General features: G+C 62.4%; 16 protein-coding genes. 7 read left to right on the forward strand and 9 right to left on the reverse strand.

Features of this window, described 5'->3' with window-relative positions:
- Positions 1 to 60: 60 nt before the first annotated feature.
- The 4 genes from BT179_RS02245 to BT179_RS02260 all read right to left on the reverse strand — a co-directional run bounded on the left by BT179_RS02245 (position 61) and on the right by BT179_RS02260 (position 4,713).
- Complete coding sequence (locus BT179_RS02245) at positions 61 to 297, reverse strand: DUF1653 domain-containing protein (RefSeq protein WP_072389007.1); 237 nt, start codon at positions 295 to 297, stop codon at positions 61 to 63.
- Between the two features lie 98 nt (positions 298 to 395).
- Positions 396 to 1,571: an acetyl-CoA C-acyltransferase FadA gene (gene fadA / locus BT179_RS02250; protein ID WP_053158700.1), complete on the reverse strand. Its 1,176-nt coding sequence runs from the start codon at positions 1,569 to 1,571 to the stop codon at positions 396 to 398.
- A 30-nt stretch (positions 1,572 to 1,601) separates the two neighbouring features.
- Complete coding sequence (fadB, locus tag BT179_RS02255) at positions 1,602 to 3,749, reverse strand: fatty acid oxidation complex subunit alpha FadB (RefSeq protein WP_072389009.1); 2,148 nt, start codon at positions 3,747 to 3,749, stop codon at positions 1,602 to 1,604.
- Positions 3,750 to 4,275: 526 nt separating this feature from the next.
- Positions 4,276 to 4,713, reverse strand: a complete 438-nt coding sequence (locus BT179_RS02260; protein ID WP_072430352.1) for a hypothetical protein — start codon at positions 4,711 to 4,713, stop codon at positions 4,276 to 4,278.
- Between the two features lie 102 nt (positions 4,714 to 4,815).
- Here BT179_RS02260 and BT179_RS02265 point away from each other — a divergent pair, with 102 nt between their 5' ends.
- Positions 4,816 to 5,256 (forward strand): universal stress protein, encoded by a 441-nt coding sequence (locus BT179_RS02265; RefSeq protein ID WP_072389013.1) that lies wholly within the window; start codon positions 4,816 to 4,818, stop codon positions 5,254 to 5,256.
- Positions 5,257 to 5,354: 98 nt separating this feature from the next.
- Here the strand turns inward: BT179_RS02265 and BT179_RS02270 are convergent, their stop codons facing one another.
- The gene (locus tag BT179_RS02270; protein ID WP_072389015.1) at positions 5,355 to 7,274 is read right to left on the reverse strand and encodes an ATP-binding cassette domain-containing protein; all 1,920 of its coding nucleotides are present in this window, start codon (positions 7,272 to 7,274) and stop codon (positions 5,355 to 5,357) included.
- Between the two features lie 224 nt (positions 7,275 to 7,498).
- Between BT179_RS02270 and BT179_RS02275 the strand changes: the two genes are divergently transcribed.
- Entirely contained in the window at positions 7,499 to 9,427 is a 1,929-nt protein-coding gene (locus tag BT179_RS02275) for a transglycosylase SLT domain-containing protein (protein WP_072389017.1), read from the forward strand.
- 111 nt (positions 9,428 to 9,538) lie between these two features.
- Here the strand turns inward: BT179_RS02275 and BT179_RS02280 are convergent, their stop codons facing one another.
- Entirely contained in the window at positions 9,539 to 11,311 is a 1,773-nt protein-coding gene (locus tag BT179_RS02280) for an ABC transporter transmembrane domain-containing protein (RefSeq protein WP_072389019.1), read from the reverse strand.
- Positions 11,312 to 11,570: 259 nt separating this feature from the next.
- Here BT179_RS02280 and BT179_RS02285 point away from each other — a divergent pair, with 259 nt between their 5' ends.
- The gene (locus BT179_RS02285; protein ID WP_003199629.1) at positions 11,571 to 11,750 is read left to right on the forward strand and encodes a PA1571 family protein; all 180 of its coding nucleotides are present in this window, start codon (positions 11,571 to 11,573) and stop codon (positions 11,748 to 11,750) included.
- A 106-nt stretch (positions 11,751 to 11,856) separates the two neighbouring features.
- Here the strand turns inward: BT179_RS02285 and pdxB are convergent, their stop codons facing one another.
- On the reverse strand, positions 11,857 to 12,999 hold the full coding sequence (gene pdxB, locus BT179_RS02290; RefSeq protein WP_072430351.1) for a 4-phosphoerythronate dehydrogenase PdxB: 1,143 nt from the start codon (positions 12,997 to 12,999) through the stop codon (positions 11,857 to 11,859).
- A 162-nt stretch (positions 13,000 to 13,161) separates the two neighbouring features.
- Here pdxB and BT179_RS02295 point away from each other — a divergent pair, with 162 nt between their 5' ends.
- A complete protein-coding gene (locus BT179_RS02295) occupies positions 13,162 to 14,565 on the forward strand; it encodes an MATE family efflux transporter (RefSeq protein WP_072430350.1) in 1,404 nt (467 codons plus the stop codon).
- Here the strand turns inward: BT179_RS02295 and tusA are convergent.
- Positions 14,562 to 14,813 (reverse strand): sulfurtransferase TusA, encoded by a 252-nt coding sequence (gene tusA / locus BT179_RS02300; protein WP_072389025.1) that lies wholly within the window; start codon positions 14,811 to 14,813, stop codon positions 14,562 to 14,564. The two genes, BT179_RS02295 and tusA, sit on opposite strands and share 4 nt — an antisense overlap.
- A gap of 182 nt (positions 14,814 to 14,995) precedes the next feature.
- Positions 14,996 to 16,069, reverse strand: coding sequence for a 23S rRNA (cytidine(2498)-2'-O)-methyltransferase RlmM (rlmM, locus tag BT179_RS02305; RefSeq protein WP_072389027.1), 1,074 nt, complete (start codon positions 16,067 to 16,069; stop codon positions 14,996 to 14,998).
- A gap of 171 nt (positions 16,070 to 16,240) precedes the next feature.
- On the opposite strand from rlmM, the gene acnA reads away from it, so the two are divergent.
- The 3 genes from acnA (at position 16,241) to BT179_RS02320 (ending at position 21,520) form a co-directional block, all read left to right on the forward strand.
- Entirely contained in the window at positions 16,241 to 18,982 is a 2,742-nt protein-coding gene (gene acnA / locus BT179_RS02310; RefSeq protein WP_072389029.1) for an aconitate hydratase AcnA, read from the forward strand.
- A 107-nt stretch (positions 18,983 to 19,089) separates the two neighbouring features.
- Positions 19,090 to 19,878, forward strand: coding sequence for a CPBP family intramembrane glutamic endopeptidase (locus tag BT179_RS02315; protein ID WP_072389031.1), 789 nt, complete (start codon positions 19,090 to 19,092; stop codon positions 19,876 to 19,878).
- Positions 19,879 to 19,954: 76 nt separating this feature from the next.
- Entirely contained in the window at positions 19,955 to 21,520 is a 1,566-nt protein-coding gene (locus BT179_RS02320; RefSeq protein WP_072389033.1) for a methyl-accepting chemotaxis protein, read from the forward strand.
- The last annotated feature ends 91 nt before the right edge of the window (positions 21,521 to 21,611 follow it).

Here is a 21,611-nt window from a genome sequence, read left to right on the forward strand (position 1 = left end):
CACCGCTATATATAGTGGCTGTAAGGTGAGGTCAAGCGCAGGGGGTCCCGCACGAAGGCCTCATGGCCTGGAAAAAATGCTCTCTTCGGCCTGCACCAAAGCAAAGCGCGGCACCTGTTCGCCGTCAACCTCGACGGACTCCTGGAACATGCTCAAGGGACGCACCCAAAAGCCGTAATCGCCATACAGGGCCTGGTAGAAGACCACTTCTTCCTCGGTCTCGGAATGCCGCGCGATGCTGAATACGCGGTACTGCGGACCTTTGTAATGTTGGTAGAGCCCTGGTTGTATCGGCATGCTTCGGCCCTCGCTCAAGTCCTTTCAAAATAAAAACAAAATAAATCCGGAAAAACAAAAACCGGGGCACTCGGCCCCGGCTTCCATCGACGCAACGCTTAGACGCGTTCGAAGACAGTGGCGATGCCTTGGCCAAGGCCAATGCACATGGTGGACACCCCGAAAGTGCCGCCGTTCTGTTTCATGACGTTCAGCAACGTACCGGAGATACGCGCACCGGAGCAACCGAACGGGTGTCCCAGGGCGATCGCGCCGCCGTGCAGGTTAACCTTCTCGTCCATCTTGTCGAGCACTTTCAGATCTTTCAGCACCGGCAGGGCCTGTGCAGCGAAAGCTTCGTTGAGCTCGATGAAGTCGATATCGGCCATGCTCAGGCCGGCACGCTTCAGGGCTTTCTGGGTAGCCGGTACTGGACCATAGCCCATGATCGCCGGATCCACACCCGCTACCGCCATCGAACGAATCACGGCCATCGGCTGGATCCCCAGGTCCTGGGCACGCTGGGCGGACATCACGATCATGCACGAGGCACCATCGGTGATCTGCGACGAAGTGCCGGCCGTCACGGTACCACCCTTCGGGTTGAAGGCCGGCTTGAGGGTCGCCAGGCTTTCCAGGGTGGTTTCCGGACGGATGGTTTCGTCGTAGTCGAACAACTTCAGGAAGCCGTTCTCGTCGTAACCCTGCATCGGGATGATCTCGTCCTTGAACTTGCCTTCCACGGTCGCCTTGTGGGCGAGCTGGTGGGAGCGCACGCCAAAGGCGTCCTGCTGTTCGCGGGTGATGCCGTGCATCTTGCCGAGCATTTCCGCGGTCAGGCCCATCATGCCGGAGGCCTTTGCCGCATACAGCGACATATGCGGGTTCGGATCGACGCCGTGCATCATGCTCACGTGGCCCATGTGCTCGACACCACCGACGACGAACACGTCACCGTTGCCAGTCATGATCGCCTGGGCGGCGGTGTGCAGCGCGCTCATGGAGGAACCGCACAGGCGGCTGACGGTCTGGCCGGCCGACGTGTGGGGAATCTGGGTCATCAGCGAAGCCATGCGGGCGATGTTCCAGCCCTGCTCCAGGGTCTGGTTCACACAGCCCCAGATCACGTCTTCGACTTCATTGGGGTCGACCTTGACGTTGCGCTCCAGCAGCTTGCTGATCAGGTGCGCCGACATGTCCTCGGCACGGGTGTTGCGGTGCATGCCGCCCTTGGAGCGGCCCATCGGCGTACGACCGAAGTCGACGATCACGACGTCTCTAGGATTCAAGCTCATAAATGTTCTCTCGCTCTAGTCGTTGGGCGCTTAACCGAAGAAGCTCTGGCCGTTCTTGGCCATTTCACGCAGCTTCGCGGTGGGGTGGTACAGCGCGCCCAGATCAGCGTACTGGTCAGCCAGGGCAACGAACTGTGCAACACCGATCGAATCGATGTAGCGCAGCGCACCGCCACGGAATGGAGGGAAACCGATACCGTAGACCAGACCCATGTCGGCTTCGGCGGCGGTTTCGACAATGCCGTCTTCCAGGCAACGCACGGTCTCCAGGCAAAGCGGGATCATCATCCAGTTGATGATGTCCTCGTCGGTGACTTCGCGCTGCTCATAGACGATCGGCTTGAGCACTTCCAGCACCGACGGGTCGGCCACTTTCTTCTGCTTGCCGCGCTTGTCGGTTTCGTAGGCATAGAAGCCCTTGCCGTTCTTCTGGCCCAGGCGCTTGGCTTCATAGAGCACGTCAACGGCGGAACGACGGTCGTCCTTCATGCGGTCCGGGAAACCTTCGGCCATGACGTCGCGGCCATGGTGACCGGTGTCGATGCCGACCACGTCCATCAGGTAGGCCGGGCCCATCGGCCAGCCGAATTTCTCCATGATCTTGTCGATGCGCACGAAGTCCACGCCGGCGCTGACCAGCTTGGCAAAACCGCCGAAGTACGGGAACAGCACGCGGTTGACCAAAAAGCCCGGGCAGTCGTTGACGACGATCGGGTTCTTGCCCATTTTCTTGGCGTAGGCCACGGTGGTGGCGATAGCCTGTTCGCTGGACTTCTCGCCCCGGATCACTTCCACCAGCGGCATCATGTGCACCGGGTTGAAGAAGTGCATGCCCACGAAGTTCTCCGGGCGCTTGAGGGCCTTGGCCAGCAGCGAGATGGAAATGGTCGAAGTGTTCGAAGCAAGGATGGTGTCCTCCTTGACCTGGTCTTCGACTTCAGCCAATACCGCCTGCTTGACCTTCGGATTCTCGACAACCGCTTCGACCACCAGGTCGACATGGCCGAAGTCACCATAGGACAAGGTCGGGCGAATGCCGTTGAGCACTTCGGCCATCTTCGCGGCGGTCATGCGGCCTTTGTCGACGCGGCCCACCAGCAGTTTGGCGGCTTCGGCCAGGCCTTGCTCGATACCGTGCTCGTTGATGTCTTTCATCAGGATCGGCGTGCCCTTGGACGCCGACTGATAAGCGATACCACCGCCCATGATGCCGGCGCCCAGCACGGCAGCCTGCTTCACGTCACGCGCGATTTCGTCGTAGGCCTTGGCCTTTTTCTTCAGTTCCTGGTCATTGAGGAACAGACCGATCAGGCTTTGTGCAGCGGAGGTCTTGGCCAGTTTGACGAAGCCGGCGGCTTCGGCTTCCAGGGCCTTGTCGCGACCGAAGTTCGCGGCTTTCTGAATGGTCTTGATGGCTTCGACCGGCGCCGGGTAGTTCGGGCCAGCCTGGCCGGCCACGAAACCCTTGGCGGTTTCGAAAGCCATCATCTGTTCGATGGCGTTGAGCTTGAGCTTTTCCAGCTTCGGCTGGCGCTTGGCCTTGTAATCGAACTCACCGCTGATGGCACGCTTGACCAGCTCGAGGGCGGCCTCCTGGAGTTTGCCAGGCTCGACCACGGCATCCACGGCACCGACTTTCAGCGCGTCTTCGGCACGGTTTTCCTTGCCGGCGGCAATCCATTCGATGGCGTTGTCGACGCCGATCAGGCGGGGCAGGCGCACGGTGCCACCAAAGCCCGGATAGATGCCCAGCTTGACTTCCGGCAGGCCGATCTTGGCCGATGTGGACATGACGCGATAATCCGCCGCCAGGCACATTTCCAGGCCGCCACCCAGGGCGATACCGTTGATGGCCGCGACGGTCGGAACATTGAGGTCTTCGAAATCGCTGAAGATACGGTTGGCTTCGAGGTTGCCGGCGATCAGTTCGGCATCGGGCAGCTTGAAGTTGTCGACGAACTCGGTGATGTCGGCGCCGACGATGAAGACGTCCTTGCCACTGCTGACGATCACACCCTTGATCGAAGCATCTGCCTTGATAGTGTCCACGGCCTGACGCAATTCATTCAGGGTTAGACGGTTGAACTTGTTGACGGACTCACCCTTGAGGTCGAACTTGAGTTCGACGATGCCGCTTTCAAGAGCCTTAACCGTGATGGCTTTACCTTCGTAAATCATCAACTGATCTCCACGATATGGACGCTGAACAGTACACGTTGAACGCTGACCACTGGTTCGGCATTGACGTTACCGTCGATGCTACGCCAATCCGCCAGGCACACCCGCCAACGCGATAGTCGGGGTTCTGTAGGAGCATTCGGAAAATACAAACGCTCAATTCATACGCCCGTTTGATTTGGGTACGTCACCTTCACGGAAATTCCGACAATTGTCAATCGCCCTAAACAGGGCGCCGAGCGCGACTTGACAGTCATTTCCGTACCGTACGGATCCGCAACACGGCGCCGCATGCAAGGCCATTCATAAGATCAATAATTAGAAAAGTCGCCCTAATTCCAGGCACGCTGATTTCGACCGGCTATGCTGGCGTAAGTGCGTTTGAAAACGGTCGGCTGATGAGGTCGCGAACGAACGTCCGGACAAGAATTCTGTTTACCGGCCTGCCTGGCCAACCCGCCCGATGAAGCTGTCGGGCTTTTTTATGGGTGCGGACGGAGACGCCCCATGACCTTTCGCCGCCCCGTCAAGCCAATGCCTTGAGCACATCGGAAATGTCCTGCAATACAGTGGCCTCGCCTTTTTCGCCCCAGTACAACGCGATCATTTGCCGATCGGCTTCGATCTTGTAGACGTTGGCGGGCAGCTTCTCCAGATGGGCGAGCAGCGCCTCATCCTGGCAGGCTTCCCGCCACTGGTTGACCCAGACACCTGGCGCGCTTTGCCAGTAGCTCCAACTGGCCGGTTGCTTGCCGCGCCGGGGCCGGAGGTACTGGGCGCAAGGATTCGGTGGCTGCGGCTCGAGCCAGTGCGGCCACTCCTGGGGTGCCAGTTGCATGGCCAGGCCGAGGCGCCGCGCCTCCATGCGCAGGACCATGCGACCGCTCTGTACACGGGACGGCCGCAACCATGCCAGGGGGCTCAACACCACCAGCAGGATTGACACCACTATCCAGACCGTCATATCTGTACTCCCGAATTCTGATGGGCCATTGACCGAGGTCGCCGTCAATGCGCTTGAAACCAGCCATACTTAACCGTATCGCAATTCTCTGGAGTGCTTTCCATGTACTACGAACACATCCTGGTCGCCGTCGACCTTACTGAAGAATGCGATCCCGTCGTCAAGCGTGCCCTCGCGCTTTGCGAAGGCCGAGACACCAAGCTTTCGCTGGTGCATATCGTCGAACCGATGGCCATGGCCTTCGGCGGCGACGTGCCAATGGACCTATCCCAGCTGCAACAACAGCAATTCGACCAGGCCAAGGAACGCCTTGACCGACTGATCGCGAAATATCCGGCCCTGAAGAAGGAATTCAGCCACCTGACCTACGGCCAGCCGCGCCAGGAAATCCACCACCTGGCCAAGGAACAGGGCTGCGACCTGATCGTGGTCGGCAGCCACGGTCGCCATGGCCTGGCACTGCTGCTGGGCTCTACCGCCAATGATGTGCTGCACGGCGCGCCTTGCGATGTGCTGGCGGTGCACCTGATCAAGCGCACATGATCCATGGGGAGCGAGCCTGCTTGCTCCCCATGGAGAGCGTTTCAAATGAAAATCCCGGTATTCATTGCTGAACGCCGGGATTTACTTGCAACGGTTGATCACGCGTCCAGTTCGGCCCAGCGCTCGACCAAGGCATCCAGCTCGGCCTGCAACTGCTCCAGCTGCGCGATCACCTTGGCGGTTTCGGCGGGAGGGCGCTGATAGAAACCGGCCTCCGCCATTTCAGCTTCCACCGCCGCGATCTGCGCTTCCTTGGCCTCGATATCGCCGGGCAAGGCTTCCAGCTCGCGCTGCAGCTTATAGCTGAGTTTTTTCCTGGCCGGTGCCGGGGCGGCAGCCGAGACAACCGGTGCAGGTTCGGCCTTGACCACGGCCGAGTTCAGGTCGGCCTTGCCGGACTTGCTCTCGGTCACGCCCAGGAGGCGCGGCGAGCCACCCTGGCGCAACCAGTCCTGATACCCGCCGACGTATTCGCGAACCTGTCCCTCGCCTTCGAACACCAGGGTGCTGGTAACCACGTTGTCGAGGAAGGCCCGGTCGTGACTGACCATCAGCACCGTGCCGCTGAAGGTCAGCAACACTTCTTCCAGCAACTCCAGGGTTTCCACGTCCAGGTCGTTGGTCGGTTCGTCGAGCACCAGCAGGTTCGCCGGCTTACTGAACAGCTTCGCCAGCAAGAGACGGGCACGCTCACCGCCGGACAAGGCCTTGACCGGCGTACGCGCACGCTGGGGGCTGAACAGGAAGTCGCCCAGGTAGCTCAGTACGTGGCGGCTCTGGCCATCGATCTCGATGAAGTCGCGGCCCTCGGCGACGTTGTCGATCACCGTCTTTTCCAGATCCAGCTGATGGCGCAACTGGTCGAAGTAGGCGACATCGATCCTGGTGCCCTCTTCTACCTTGCCGCTGGTAGGCGTCAGGCCACCGAGCATCAGCTTGAGCAAGGTGGTCTTGCCGGTGCCGTTGGCACCCAGCAGGCCGATACGGTCGCCCCGCTGCAGGACCATGGAAAAGTCCTTGACCAGGAGCGGTCCGCCCGGATGGGCAAAGCTGACGTTCTCCAGCACCATCACCTGCTTGCCGGACTTCTCGGCGGTGTCGAGCTGGATATTGGCCTTGCCGGTACGCTCGCGACGCTCGCTGCGTTCGACACGCAGGGCCTTGAGGGCGCGTACGCGGCCTTCGTTGCGAGTACGCCGGGCCTTGATGCCCTGGCGAATCCAGACTTCTTCCTGGGCCAGGCGCTTGTCGAACAAGGCATTGGCGGTTTCTTCGGCCGCCAGCATGGCTTCCTTGTGCACCAGGAAACTGGCGTAGTCGCCGTTCCAGTCGATCAGGCCGCCGCGATCCAGCTCGAGGATGCGGGTCGCCAGGTTCTGCAGGAAAGAACGGTCGTGGGTGATGAACAGCACCGCCCCCTGGAAGTCCTTCAAGGCCTCTTCGAGCCAGGCGATGGCGCCGATGTCCAGGTGGTTGGTCGGTTCGTCGAGCAGCAGCAGGTCCGGCTCGGACACCAGGGCCTGGGCCAGCAGGACCCGGCGGCGCCAGCCACCGGACAGATCGGCCAGGGTCTTGTCGGCCGGCAATTGCAGGCGGCTCAGGGTGCTGTCGACCAGTTGCTGCAGGCGCCAGCCATCACGTGCCTCAAGGTCGTGCTGCACGTGCATCAGCTTTTCCAGGTCGGCATCGGTGACGATGTTCTGGCTCAGGTGATGATACTCGGCCAGCAGCGCACCGACGCCGTCCAGGCCCTCGGCAACCACATCGAACACAGTCCGCTCGTCGGCCACCGGCAATTCCTGGGGCAATTCGCCGATCTTCAGGCCCGGGGCCCGCCAGACGGAGCCGTCGTCGGGCTTCTGGTCACCCTTGACCAGCTTCATCATGCTGGACTTGCCGGTACCGTTGCGGCCGATGATGCACACCCGCTCGCCACGGGCGATCTGCCAGGACACCTTGTCCAACAACGGCATGGCGCCGAACGCAAGGGACACATCGCTGAATTTGAGCAGGGTCATGAGCTTCTCCAAAAACCGGGCGCGCATTCTACCCGAGATAGGACCTTGCAGGGCCGCCTATTTCGTCACCCGAGGGCTCTTTACAGGTTCGGCGCGACAAAAACCGCGAACTTGCACCGATGGCCCCGCAAAGCTTTCGCCGCTTGCTGGCAAAAGGCTAAGCTACAGACAGTTACCCTGGGTTTTCCCTTGGGCTTGTCATGTTTTTTCTGCCCGGACGTATCATGCGCAGTCGCCTTTTTAGTGTCTTGTCCTGTTTTTTCGTGTGTGCCACTGCCATCCAGACCGCCCAGGCGGTGGATATCTCCACTCAACGCCAGTATTACGATGAGGCCAAGCGTGCCCTGGCCAAGGGCGACTCCGGCCCGTACTTGCGCTACAGCCAGGCCTTGCGCGACTATCCGCTGGAGCCGTACCTGGCCTATGACGAACTGACCGCGCGCCTCAAGAGCGCCAGCAACGCCGAAATCGAGAAGTTCCTCGCTGAACACGGTGACCTGCCCCAGGCCAACTGGATGAAGTTGCGCTGGCTGCGCTGGCTGAGCGAACGCGGCGACTGGCAGACCTTCGTCAAGTATTACGACCCCAAGCTCAACTTCACCGAACTGGACTGCCTCAATGCCCAATACCAGCTCACCCATGGCTTGAAGGCCGAAGGCTACGCCAACACCGAGAAACTCTGGCTCACCGGCAAGTCCCAGCCGCAGGCGTGCGACGCGCTGTTCGGCCTGTGGGCCTCCCAGGGCCAGTTGACGGAACAGAAACGCTGGGAGCGGGCCAAGCTGGCCGCCCAGGCCCGCAACTATCCGCTGGCCAACAGCCTGGTCAGCGGCCTGACCACCCTCGCCCCCCGAGGCAAATTGCTGGTGGACGTGGCGCAGAAACCCGAACTGCTCAACCAGCCGTCGCGCTTCAGCCCGGCGGACGAACCCATGTCCGATATCGTCAGCCTCGGCCTGCGCCGCCTCGCCCGCCAGGATCCTGACAAAGCCATGGCATTGCTGGACGGCTACGCCAGCACCATGCACTTTTCCCGCGACGAGAAGGTCGCCATCGCCCGGGAGATCGGCCTGACCCTGGCCAAGCGTTTCGACAGTCGTGCCCTGGACGTGATGACCAGATACGATCCAGAGCTGCGGGACGACACCGTGTCGGAATGGCGCCTGCGCCTGTTGCTGCGCCTGGGTCGCTGGAACGAGGCCTATGAATTGAGCCGGCGCCTGCCCGAGTCGCTGGCCACCACCAACCGCTGGCGCTACTGGCAGGCCCGTAGCCTGGAACTGGCGCAACCGCAGAACCCCGAGGCACAGGCGCTTTACAAGCACCTGGCGCGTGAGCGGGACTTCTACGGGTTCCTGGCCGCCGACCGCTCCCAGTCGCCCTACTCCCTGGTCAACAAACCGCTGGTGATGAGCCAGGCGCTGGTCAACAAGGTGCGCAATACCCCTGGCGTACGCCGGGCGCTGGAGTTTCATGCCCGCGGGCAGATCGTCGACGGTCGCCGCGAGTGGTACCACGTCAGCCGGCATTTCAGCCGGGAGGAAATGGTCGCCCAGGCGAAACTCGCCTATGACCTGAAATGGTATTTCCCGGCGATCCGCACCATCAGCCAGGCCAAGTACTGGGACGACCTGGACATCCGCTTCCCGATGGCCCACCGCGAGACCCTGGTGCGCGAGGCCAAGGTTCGTGGCCTGCATTCGAGCTGGGTCTTCGCGATCACCCGCCAGGAAAGTGCCTTTATGGATGACGCCCGCTCCAGCGTCGGTGCCGCCGGCCTGATGCAACTGATGCCCGGCACCGCCAAGGAGACCGCGCGCAAGTTCAGCATCCCCCTGGCCTCGCCACAGCAGGTATTGAACCCCGACAAGAACATCCAGCTGGGCGCGGCCTACCTGAGCCAGGTGCACAGCCAGTTCAACGGCAACCGCGTACTGGCTTCGGCCGCCTACAATGCCGGCCCCGGGCGCGTACGCCAGTGGCTGCGTGGCGCCGATCACCTGAGCTTCGACGTCTGGGTCGAGAGCATCCCGTTTGATGAAACCCGCCAATACGTGCAGAACGTGTTGTCCTACTCGGTGATCTACGGCCAGAAACTCAACTCGCCGCAGCCGTTGGTGGATTGGCACGAGCGGTACTTCGATGATCAGTGAGGGTTAGCGTCGAGCTTCAAGCGGCAAGCGGTTCCTCAAAAGCAAAAAAATGCCCGTATAGAAAGCCACGGGCATTTTTTTGTCGGTTACCGGACCTTACGGCGGCAGTCCTCAGCCAGTTGCCGACTCCCGGCCAGCATCGAACTGCAACGCCGCCAACCGCGCATACAGCGCATTGCTGGCCACCAGCTCCTGATGAGTGCCCACGGCAACCACTTTGCCCTGGTCCATCACCGCGATCCGGTCGGCGTTCTTCACCGTCGCCAGGCGATGGGCGATGACCAGGGTGGTACGGTTCTTCATCAGACTGGGCAGGGCTTGCTGGATCAAGTGTTCGCTTTGCGCATCGAGGGCGCTGGTGGCCTCGTCCAGCAGCAGGATCGGTGCATCCACCAGCAGCGCCCGCGCGATGGCCAGGCGTTGGCGCTGGCCACCGGACAGCCCCAGGCCACCATCGCCCAGGTGGGTCTGGTAGCCATCGGGCATTTTTTCGATGAAGTCATGGGCGTGGGCGATCTGCGCCGCCTCGCGTACCTGCGCGGAGGTCGCCTGGGGATTGCCGTAGCGGAGGTTTTCTTCCACGGTGCCGAAAAACAGTGCCGGATTCTGCGACACCAGGGCGAAATGACGCCGCAGGTCCAGCGGATCGAGCCGGGTCAACGGTACGTCGTCGATCAGGATCCGGCCCTGCTGTGGGTCGTAGAATCGCAGCAACAAGTCATACACGGTGGATTTGCCCGCCCCGGACGGCCCGACCAGGGCCAGGGTCTCACCAGCCCTGACGCTCAGGTCCAGGCCATCGACCGCGTAGCTTTCCGGCCGGGAGGGATAGGAAAAACGCACGCCCTCGAGACGCAGATCACCCCGCACCCGCGGGGGCAAGGTCACCAGGCCCGAGCTTGGAGGCTGGATGATGTTCTGCGAGCGCAGCAGTTCGGCGATGCGTTCCGCGGCACCGGCTGCCCGCTGCAGCTCGCCGATCACCTCGCTCAAGGTGCCGAAGGCACTGCCGACGATCAGGCTGTAGAACACGAAAGCAGCCAGTTCACCGCCGGAAATCCGTCCGGCGATCACGTCCATGCCGCCCACCCAGAGCATGACCCCTACCGCTCCCAGCACCAGCACGATCACCAGCGTGATCAGCCAGGCCCGCTGGGCGATGCGCTTGCGAGCCGTGTCGAAAGCCTGCTCCACCGTGACGGCGAAACGTCCCTCGTCCTGGACCTGATGATTGTAGGCCTGGACGGTCTTGATCTGGCCCAGGGTTTCGGCGACGTAGCTGCCGACATCGGCGATGCGGTCCTGGCTCTCGCGGGACAGGCTGCGCACCCGGCGCCCGAAAACCAGGATCGGCGCCAGCACCAGCGGCAAGGCAATCACCACGATGCTGGTGAGCTTGGGGTTGGTGACGAACAGCAGCACGATGCCGCCGACCACCATCAAGGCATTGCGCAGGAACAACGACAGCGAAGAACCGATCACCGATTGCAGCAAGGTGGTATCTGCGGTCAGGCGCGACTGGATTTCGGAACTGCGGTTGTTCTCGTAGAACCCCGGGTGCAAGTACACCAGGTGGTTGAACACCTGGCGGCGGATATCGGCCACCACGCGCTCGCCAATCCAGGACACCAGGTAGAAGCGGGCGAAGGTGCCGACCGCCAACCCCGCCACCAGCACCATGAACAACCCGATGGACTGGTTGAGCAGATGAGGGGAACGGGTCATGAAGCCCTGATCCACCAGTAACCGGATGCCCTGGCCCATGGACAAGGTTATGCCCGCCGTGACGATAAGGGCCAGCAAGGCACCGGCGACCTGCTTGCGGTAGGGGGCGATAAAACCACTGGCCAGGCCAATGGCCCGGCGATGTCGAGAAGAAAGCATTCAGGAACGTCCGATAATGCAACGGGAACGGGATCGGCAACGGTGCCGAAAACACAGCGGAACCAAGTTGAATCAGAATGAGTCAGGTTAAATATGACCACAACGACTAGTGACTAGATGTTATCGGTCTAAAGTCTGGGTGGAAACGCAACGATGTTTCTGTTTGAGTGAAGGTGTCGCCATGAACCTACAAGGAGTGTCATGGCTCGGTCACCTGGCGACACTAAACTAGGCACACAACCTGATGAGGAGACAGGCCATGTCCTTGCAACACAGCAGCGACGACAAGATTCAAGTGATCCGCACGCAACCGGACCAGTCCCTGGGCTGCTCGTTCATCGACGCCCAAGGGCGCGAAGTCCCGATCACCGAAGACATGATCCAGAAAGCCTGCAGCGAGCTGGAGAAACGACTGGTCAAGCCTGCCGAACAAAAGTGATACAGCCCGTCTTCAACTGAACCCGACCTCGACGTCGGGTTTTTTCTGCCTGCCTGGATAGGCAACTTATCTGTCATCCCAGCCCCATCGCGCCACGTAAACGGCCCTATTCCGCGGTGGCCCCCAGCGCGGTCACGATCTGCTGCAATGCCGGGGAGTGCCCTTCGATGTGCACCTTCAGGCTGTCGATCTCCCGGCGTGGCGGGTAATGCTTGCGCAAGGCATCGAAAGCGCGGCGCTGTTCGTCTACCGTGCCGACGAGACTGCGACGAAAATCTGCATCGTCGCGACGTGGGTCGTAGACGCTGCGGCACAGCGCCGCCAAGGCCCAGGCCGGGTCCGTCGCGGCATCCAGGGTGATGCCACCCAGCCATGGCCTGGGCAGCAGGTCGGCAAGGCTGACTTGCGCCGGGCGCTCCAGGAAATCGCACAAGGCCGCGTAGATCTGCGCCGTGCCGCGCTGGCGACCGTCAAGGCTATAACCGGCAATGTGTGGCGTGGCGATCACGCACAGGTCGGCCAGGTCCACATCCACCGTCGGCTCCTGCTCCCAGACGTCCAGCACCGCTTGCAGGTCTTCGCGCTCCAGCAGCACGCTGCGCAGCGCGACGTTGTCGATGACCGGCCCACGCGCGGCGTTGATCAACCAGGTGCCAGGCTTGAGCATGTTCAGGCGTGCTTCGTCGAACAGATGCCAGGTCGGCTGCCCGCCATCGCGGGTCAATGGCGTGTGCAGGCTGATCACGTCGCACTGCTCGATGATCTGCTCCAGGCTGACATAGTCCCCGCCCTCGGCGGCCTGGCGAGGTGGATCGCAGACTTTCACCGTCCAGCCCAGCCCCCTGAGCACTTGGATCAAGCGCCCGCCCACCTGGCCCGCGCCGACCACGCCGAAGGTGCGCTGACGCAAATCCGCGCCTTCGATCTCGGCCAGGGTCATCAGGCTGCCCAGCACATAGTCCACCACGCCACGGGCATTGCAACCCGGCGCGCTGGCCCAGCGGATACCGGCCTCGGCGAAGTAGGCCAGGTCCAGGTGATCGGTACCGATGGTGCAGGTACCGACGAAGCGCACCTTGCTGCCTTCCAGCAGCGCCCGGTTGACCTGGCTGACCGAACGCACCAGCAGAATATCGGCCTGGGCGACCAGCGCCCGGTCGATGCCCCGCCCCGGTACCCGGCGAATCTCGCCGAAACCTTGAAAGAATGCATCGAGCAGGGGGATGTTTTCGTCGGCGACGATCAGCATGGCAGAGCTCCTTTGGCGGGATGGGCAGTGTAGGCGTTCCGCTCAGCCCGTGCATTCACAAGTCGAGCAGGCGATTACAAATCCACAACACAGGTTTTTTCCTGACCGCCGTGTCAAGGCGTAGAATCCGCCGTTTCATGCTATTTCTCGGACGCTTCGCCTGTGAATCCTGTAATCGACACCGCCGTCACCCTCTCCCGCCCGGCCCGGGTCCGCCTGGAGCTCAAGACGCTGCTGGCCCTGGCATTGCCGATCATGGTGGCGCAGCTGGCGACCACCGCCATGGGCTTTGTCGATGCGGTGATGGCCGGCCGTGTCGGTCCACGGGACCTGGCGGCGGTGGCACTGGGCAACTCCATCTGGGTGCCGGTGTTCCTGTTGATGACCGGGACATTGCTGGCCACCACGCCCAAAGTTGCCCAGCGCTTCGGCGCCGGGACCTTCGACGAGATCGGACCGCTGGTGCGCCAGGCGCTGTGGCTGGCATTGGCAGTGGGATTGCTGGCGACACTGGCGCTGTACAGCGCCGAACCGATCCTGCACCTCATGAAGGTGGACCCCGAACTGGTCGGACCGTGCATGGAATACCTGCGGGGCATCGGTTCCGGCCTGCCGGCGGTGGCGCTGTACCACGTACTGCGCTGCTTCAGCGACGGCCTGGGCCGCACTCGACCCGCGATGGTGTTGGGGTTGTGCGGGCTGGCACTGAACATCCCGCTCAATTACATCTTCATCTATGGGCACCTGGGCGTGCCGGCCATGGGGGGCGTCGGTTGTGGCTGGGCCACGGCCATCGTCATGTGGGTCATGGCCCTGGGCATGGCCGGTTGGGCGCGCTGGGCACCGGCCTATCGATCGAGCCGTCTGTTCAGCCGTTTCGACTGGCCGCAGTGGACGGTCATCAAGCGCCTGCTGGGCATCGGCCTGCCCATTGGCATCGCCGTGTTCGCCGAGTCGAGCATCTTTGCGGTGATCGCCCTGCTGATCGGCAGCCTGGGCGCTACGGTGGTGGCCGGGCACCAGATCGCCCTGAACTTCAGCTCCCTGGTGTTCATGATCCCCTATTCCCTGGGCATGGCCGTGACGGTGCGGGTCGGCCAGGCCCTGGGGCGACGCCAGCCTCGGGAAGCACGCTTTGCCGCCGGCGTCGGCATGGGGGCCGCCCTGGCGTACGCCTGCCTGTCGGCCAGCCTGATGTTCGGCTTGCGTGGCCCCATCGCCTCGATCTATACCGCCGACCCCGTGGTGATCGAAGTGGCGTCGATGCTGATCGTCTACGCGGCGCTGTTCCAGTTTTCCGATGGCATCCAGGTGACGGCGGCGGGTGCCTTGCGCGGCTACCAGGATACTCGGGTGACGATGATCCTGACGCTGTTCGCCTATTGGGGCATCGGCCTGCCGGTGGGTTACGCCCTGGGGCTGACCGATTGGCTGGGGGCGGCCAGCGGCCCGAGCGGGCTGTGGCAGGGGTTGATCGTTGGCTTGAGCTGCGCGGCGCTGATGCTGTCGATCCGCCTGGCCCGCAGCGCACGCAAGCAGATCCGCATCAGCCGCTCGGCGGGTTAAGCGAGCTTCTTGCGGATCCAGTAGCGGTAGGTGCCGTTCTCTTCGTCCTGGGCCACCAATTGGTGGTCGAGGAACACGCAGAACTTGGGAATATCACGGCGGGTCGAGGGATCGGTGGCAATCACCATCAACAGCCCGCCCGGCACCAGGTCGCGGATGTGCTGGTGCAGCATCATCACCGGCTCAGGGCAATTGAGACCGCTGGCATCCAGGGTGCCGTCGACCGGCGTATCGTTCATCTGACTCATCTTTCACTCCTGAAACTGGCGGGCATTGTCGCGCAATGTCGGCGCTCGGTCACCCCTGGCTTCACACTGCCTCCTGTGGGAGCGAGCTTGCTCGCGACAGCGGTGGGTCAGCTTGCATCCATGTTGAATGTACCGACGTCATCGAGACTCGCTCCCACAAGGAACTGCATCAATTCCGAGGGCTAGCGGGACTTCGGCTTCTTCGTGTCCAACCGCCGTAAATGGCACGTCACCTCCTCACGGTCGTGATACAGCTGCTTGCAGCCGATCTGCACCTTGACGCCTCGCGCCTTGAAACCATCGGCGATGCGTTCGAGCAGACGTTTGACTTCGGCATAACGCTGCTTCATTGGCAGCTTGAGATTGACCACCGCCTCGCGACAGTGACCCTCGCCGATCCACTCCTCCAGCATCGCCGCGTTGCGCGCCGGCTTCTCGACGATGTCGCAGACCATCCAGTCCACCGGTTGTTTCGGCTTGAAGGTAAAGCCATCCGCCATCAGGTGTTGCACCAGGCCGGTTTCCATCAGGCTCTCGGCCATCGGACCGTTATCGATGGCGGTCACCAGCATGCCGCGATTGACCAGCTGCCAGGTCCAGCCACCCGGCGCGGCGCCCAGGTCGACACCGGTCATGTCGCTGTGCAGCCGCTCGTCCCACTGGTCCCGGGGTATGAAATGGTGCCAGGCCTCTTCAAGCTTGAGCGTGGAGCGGCTCGGCGCCTCCCGCGGAAACTTCAGGCGCGGGATGCCCATGGGCCACATTGCCGAGTTGTCGGCTTCCGCCAGCCCGAGAAACACTTCACGGCCGCTCTTGAAGGTCAACAGCAGACGCGGCCGGGCGTCATCGTCGATCAGTTTGCCGGCCCCGATCAGCGCCTTGCGCAAGGGCCCCTCGAATTTCTTGCAGAAGTTCGAAAGCTCCTTGCCATCGTTGGTGTCCAGCACCTCCAGCCACAGGCTGCCGCAGGTGGGGAATGCGCTCATGTGGGACAGGATGACACTGATGCGGTCGGTTTCCGGCAGCTCGATGAAGGTGCCGCGGGCCCATTGGCGAGGGAAGATCAGATCGGCAAAACGCTGGCCGCGCATCAATCGCTCGGCACCCTCGTCTTGCGTACAGACGAATTCTGCGCAAGCACTGGCCGGCTTGGCCTTGGCATAGCCGGCCACGTTCAGGCGCGCGGCGTGTTCGGCGATTTCGGAGCAGACTTCTCCCTCGAAACCCGGCCGGCAATGCATGAAAAGCGTGTTCATTGAAACTCCGTAGCAAAGCCTGTCACGAAACCGGCGCATCATAACGGAGTTCGGAACCCCAAACCTGCCCGCGGTGTCCTGTGATTAGTCATTACTTGAAATCAGGGCTAGGTTAAAGGCTCTGTCTGTTCCGTCAGTCCGTAGCCGTGCGGACTCAAAGGAGTGATCTCAATGCCCTCCCTCGATAGCCTGAAAACCCTCAAGACGCTGCAAGTCGACGCCAGGACCTACCATTATTTCAGCCTGCCGGATGCTGCCCGAAGCCTGGGCGACCTGGACAGGCTGCCCATGTCTCTCAAGGTCCTGCTGGAGAACCTGCTGCGCTGGGAAGATGAAAAGACCGTCACCGGGGCCGACCTCAAGGCCCTGGCCGGATGGCTTAAAGAACGACGTTCCGACCGCGAGATCCAGTATCGCCCGGCCCGGGTGCTGATGCAGGACTTCACCGGCGTCCCGGCCGTCGTCGACCTGGCCGCCATGCGCGCCGCCGTGGAAAAGGCCGGCGGCGATCCCCAGCGGATCAATCCACTGTCGCCGGTGGACCTGGTGATCGACCACTCGGTGATGGTGGACAAGTTCGCCAGCCAACAGGCGTTCGAGCAGAACGTCGATATCGAAATGCAGCGCAATGGCGAACGCTACGCCTTCCTGCGCTGGGGCCAGAGCGCCTTCGACAACTTCAGCGTGGTCCCGCCGGGCACTGGCATCTGCCACCAGGTCAATCTCGAATATCTGGGACGCACTGTGTGGACCCGTGAAGAAGAAGGACGCACCTACGCCTTTCCCGACACACTGGTGGGCACCGATTCCCACACCACCATGATCAATGGCCTCGGTGTCCTGGGCTGGGGCGTCGGCGGGATCGAGGCCGAGGCCGCCATGCTCGGCCAGCCGGTGTCGATGCTGATTCCCGAGGTCATCGGTTTCAAACTCACCGGCAAGCTGCGCGAGGGCATTACCGCCACCGACCTGGTGCTGACCGTCACGCAGATGCTGCGCAAGAAAGGCGTGGTGGGTAAATTCGTCGAGTTCTATGGCGACGGCCTCGCCGATCTGCCCCTGGCCGACCGCGCCACCATCGCCAACATGGCCCCCGAGTACGGCGCCACCTGCGGATTTTTCCCGGTGGACGACGTGACCCTGGACTACTTGCGCCTGTCCGGGCGACCGGCGGACACCGTGAAACTGGTGGAAGCCTACTGCAAGGCCCAGGGCCTGTGGCGGCTGCCTGGCCAGGAACCGGTGTTCACCGACACCCTGGAGCTGGACATGGGCAGCGTCGACGCCAGCCTGGCAGGGCCCAAACGGCCTCAGGACAGGGTCTCGCTGGCCAACGTCGGCCAGGCGTTCGACGACTTCCTGGGGTTGCAGGTCAAACCCACCAGCAAGGAAGAAGGCCGCCTGGAAAGCGAAGGCGGTGGCGGCGTCGCGGTGGGCAATGCCGATCAGGTGGGAGAAGCCGAGTATGAATTCGAAGGCCAGACCCATCGCCTGAAGAACGGCGCGGTGGTGATCGCCGCCATCACCTCCTGCACCAACACCTCCAACCCCAGCGTGATGATGGCCGCCGGGCTGCTGGCGAAGAAAGCCGTGGAGAAAGGCCTGACCCGCAAACCCTGGGTCAAGAGTTCCCTGGCGCCCGGCTCCAAGGTGGTCACCGATTACTACCGGGCCGCCGGGTTGACCGAGTATCTGGACCAATTGGGTTTCGCCCTGGTGGGCTATGGCTGCACGACCTGCATCGGTAATTCCGGACCATTGCCCGAGCCGATCGAAAAGGCCATCCAGAAGGCCGACCTGACGGTAGCCTCGGTCCTGTCGGGCAACCGCAACTTCGAAGGCCGCGTGCATCCGCTGGTCAAGACCAACTGGCTGGCCTCGCCGCCCCTGGTGGTGGCCTATGCCCTGGCGGGCACGGTGCGCATCGATATCGGCAGCGAACCCCTGGGCAACGACCGGGACGGCAAACCCGTGTACCTGCGGGACATCTGGCCCAGCAGCCAGGAAGTGGCCGAAGCCGTGGCCAAGGTGGATACCAGCATGTTCCACAAGGAATATGCCGCCGTGTTCGCCGGCGACGAGCAATGGCAGGCCATCGAGGTGCCGCAGGCAGCCACCTACGTCTGGCAGTCGGACTCGACCTATATCCAGCATCCGCCGTTCTTCGACGGCATCGGCGGGCCACCGCCGGTCATCCAAAACGTCGAGGGCGCCCGGGTCCTGGCCCTGCTCGGGGACTCGGTCACCACCGACCATATTTCCCCGGCCGGCAATATCAAGGCCGACAGCCCGGCTGGCCGTTATCTGCGCGAACAGGGCGTGGAACCGCGGGACTTCAACTCCTATGGCTCAAGGCGCGGTAATCACGAGGTGATGATGCGCGGTACCTTCGCCAATATCCGGATCCGCAACGAGATGCTGGGCGGTGAGGAAGGCGGCAATACGATCTATATTCCCAACGGCGAGAAAATGCCGATCTACGATGCCGCGATGCTGTACCAGGCCACGGGCACGCCGCTGGTGGTCATCGCCGGCCAGGAATATGGCACCGGATCGAGTCGTGACTGGGCGGCCAAGGGCACCAATCTACTGGGGGTCAAGGCGGTAATCGCCGAAAGCTTCGAGCGCATCCACCGCTCCAACCTGGTGGGCATGGGCGTGCTGCCACTGCAGTTCAAGCTGGACCAGAATCGCAAGAGCCTGAACCTGACCGGCAAGGAAACCCTGGATATCCTTGGGCTGAGCGACGTCGAACTGACACCACGGATGAACCTGCCCCTGGTCATTACTCGCGAGGATGGTCGCCAGGAGCGGATCGAAGTGCTGTGCCGCATCGATACCTTGAATGAAGTGGAATATTTCAAGGCCGGCGGTATCCTGCACTATGTCCTACGGCAACTGATCGCAGCCTGAAAAGACCCCTCCTACAGAAACACCGCCTCTTTCAGGCGGTGTTTTTGTATTGGGGCTGCCTATAATTCCGCCGTCTTGCCGCTCTCGCTTCGATTCAAGGATGTCCTATGCCCGCCCTACCCTGGCCTTACCTGGCCCTCCTGTCCGCCGGCTACTGCCTGGCCGTGGCCTATGGCCAACTGGCCTGGACCGCCCTGATCTCGGTCGCCCTGCTGCTGTTCGCCGGGTACGCAGTCCGCCAGCAGCAGACCCCTGTCGGCCGCTTCCTCGGCCACGCCCTGTTCCTGGTGATGGCCCTGGCCCTGGCGTTGCACTGGATGCCGGGCTTCTTCAACGGACGGGCCATCCCGGCACAACGCCTGACCGCCGATGCCGCGCCATTCGCCATGTATTTCAATCAGGACAAGCCACTGATCGGCTTCTGGCTGTTGCTGGCATGCCCCTGGATCGTCGGTCGGCGCGGGTTTCGCCTGTCGGTCCATGCGACGGCCCTGGGGCTGGCGCTGAGCGCGATCCTGGCCTTGGGTGGGGCCATGTTGCTGGGCATGATCCAATGGGCGCCGAAATGGCCGGACCATGCGTGGCTGTGGGTTCTCAACAATCTTTTATTGGTGACGCTGGTGGAGGAAGCGCTGTTTCGTGGCTACATTCAGGGGGGCCTGAGCCGGCGCTTCAAGCACCTGGCCCATGGCGACAACCTGGCGTTGCTCCTGGCCTCGCTGCTGTTCGGCCTGGTACACGCCGGTGCTGGTTGGGAATGGGTGCTGCTGTCGGGCCTCGCGGGGCTCGGCTACGGCCTGGCGTATCGCTTCGGCGGCCTGGGGGCTGCGATCGCCACGCACTTCGGCCTGAACCTGATTCATTTCACTTTGTTTACATACCCGATGCTGGCGTGAAACCGATGGGGAAAATAACTTCAATAAATACCTGACGTGGCCGACAACCTTTCAAAGCCTTGCGGATCTACACACCATGCGTAACAACCAACCTGTCACCCAACGCGAAAGGACCTTCCCGGCCCAACAACGACTGATTTCCACCACCAATGCCAAGGGAGTGATCACCTACTGCAACGACGCATTCGTCGAGATCAGTGGGTTTTCCAAGGAAGAACTGATCGGTTCGCCTCACAATCTGGTGCGCCACCCCGACGTCCCGTCGGCCGTGTTCGCCCATATGTGGAATACCCTGAAACAAGGCTTGCCATGGATGGGCATCGTCAAGAATCGCTGCAAGAGCGGAGACCATTATTGGGTCAACGCCTACGTCACGCCCATATTCGAGGGTAACCAGGTGATCGGCTACGAGTCGGTGCGCGTCAAGCCCACCGCCGAGCAGGTCTCCCGGGCCGAAGCGCTCTACCGACGCATCAACCAGGGCAAGCCGGCCGTCCCGCGGAGCGACAAGTGGCTCCCGATACTGCAGGATTGGCTGCCGTTCATCCTGGTGAGCCAGTTGAGCTTCATCGTAGGCGCCTTCCTCAACTCCTCCTGGGGCTTCGCCCTGGCCGCCCTGCTGTCGGTGCCCCTGGGCCTGATGGGCCTGCAATGGCAGCAACGGGGCATCAAGCGCCTGCTGCGCCTGGCCGAGCAGACCACCTCCGACCCGCTGATCGCCCAGATGTACACCGACAGCCGTGGGGTCCAGGCACGCCTGGAAATGTCCATCCTCAGCCAGGAAGCGCGCCTGAAGACCTGCCTGACCCGCCTGCAGGATACCGCCGAGCACCTCAACGACCAGGCGCGACAGTCCAACGCGCTGGCCCACAACAGTTCCAGCGGCCTGGAACGCCAGCGAGTGGAGACCGAACAGGTGGCCACGGCGGTCAACCAGATGGCCGCCACCACCCAGGAAGTCGCCAGTCACGTGCAACGCACCGCCGACGCGACCCAGGAAGCCAACCGACTGACCGGTCGTGGCCGCGATATCGCCGGGGAAACCCGCGAAGCCATCGAGCGCCTGTCGGTGGTGGTGGGCGAGACCGGACAGACCGTGACCCAGCTGGCCAAGGACAGCGACGAGATCGGTGGCGTGGTGGATGTGATCAAGGGCATCGCCGACCAGACCAACCTCCTGGCCCTGAACGCCGCCATCGAAGCGGCCCGTGCCGGCGAAATGGGCCGCGGCTTTGCCGTTGTGGCCGATGAAGTGCGGCAACTGGCGCAACGCACCAGCGAATCCACGGGGCAGATCCATGCCCTGATCGCCAAGCTCCAGCAGACGGCCAACAATGCCGTGCAGACCATGGACGCCGGTCACCGCCAGGCCGAGGAAGGCGTGGCACGCGTCATGGAGGCCGACCAGGCGCTGGTGGGGATCAGCGAAGCGGTGGCCAACATCACCGACATGACCACCCAGATCGCGGCCGCCACCGAGGAACAAAGCTCTGTGGCCGAAGAGATCAGTCGCAACATCAGCAACATTTCGGAACTGGCCGACCAGACCTCGGACCAGGCCCACAACTCGGCGCTGCTCAGCGAAGAACTGACCCGTACAGCCAATACGCAGTACTCATTGGTGGAGCGGTTCAACCGCTGACAGATGCCTGCCCCAAAAAAAACCGGACAGCGAAAGCTTCCGGTTTTTTATTGCCTCCCAGTCTCTTCCCACAAGGTCATGGATCGTCCGT

The sequence above is a fragment of the Pseudomonas sp. NFACC43 genome, assembly GCF_900119645.1.
Lineage (GTDB): Bacteria > Pseudomonadota > Gammaproteobacteria > Pseudomonadales > Pseudomonadaceae > Aquipseudomonas.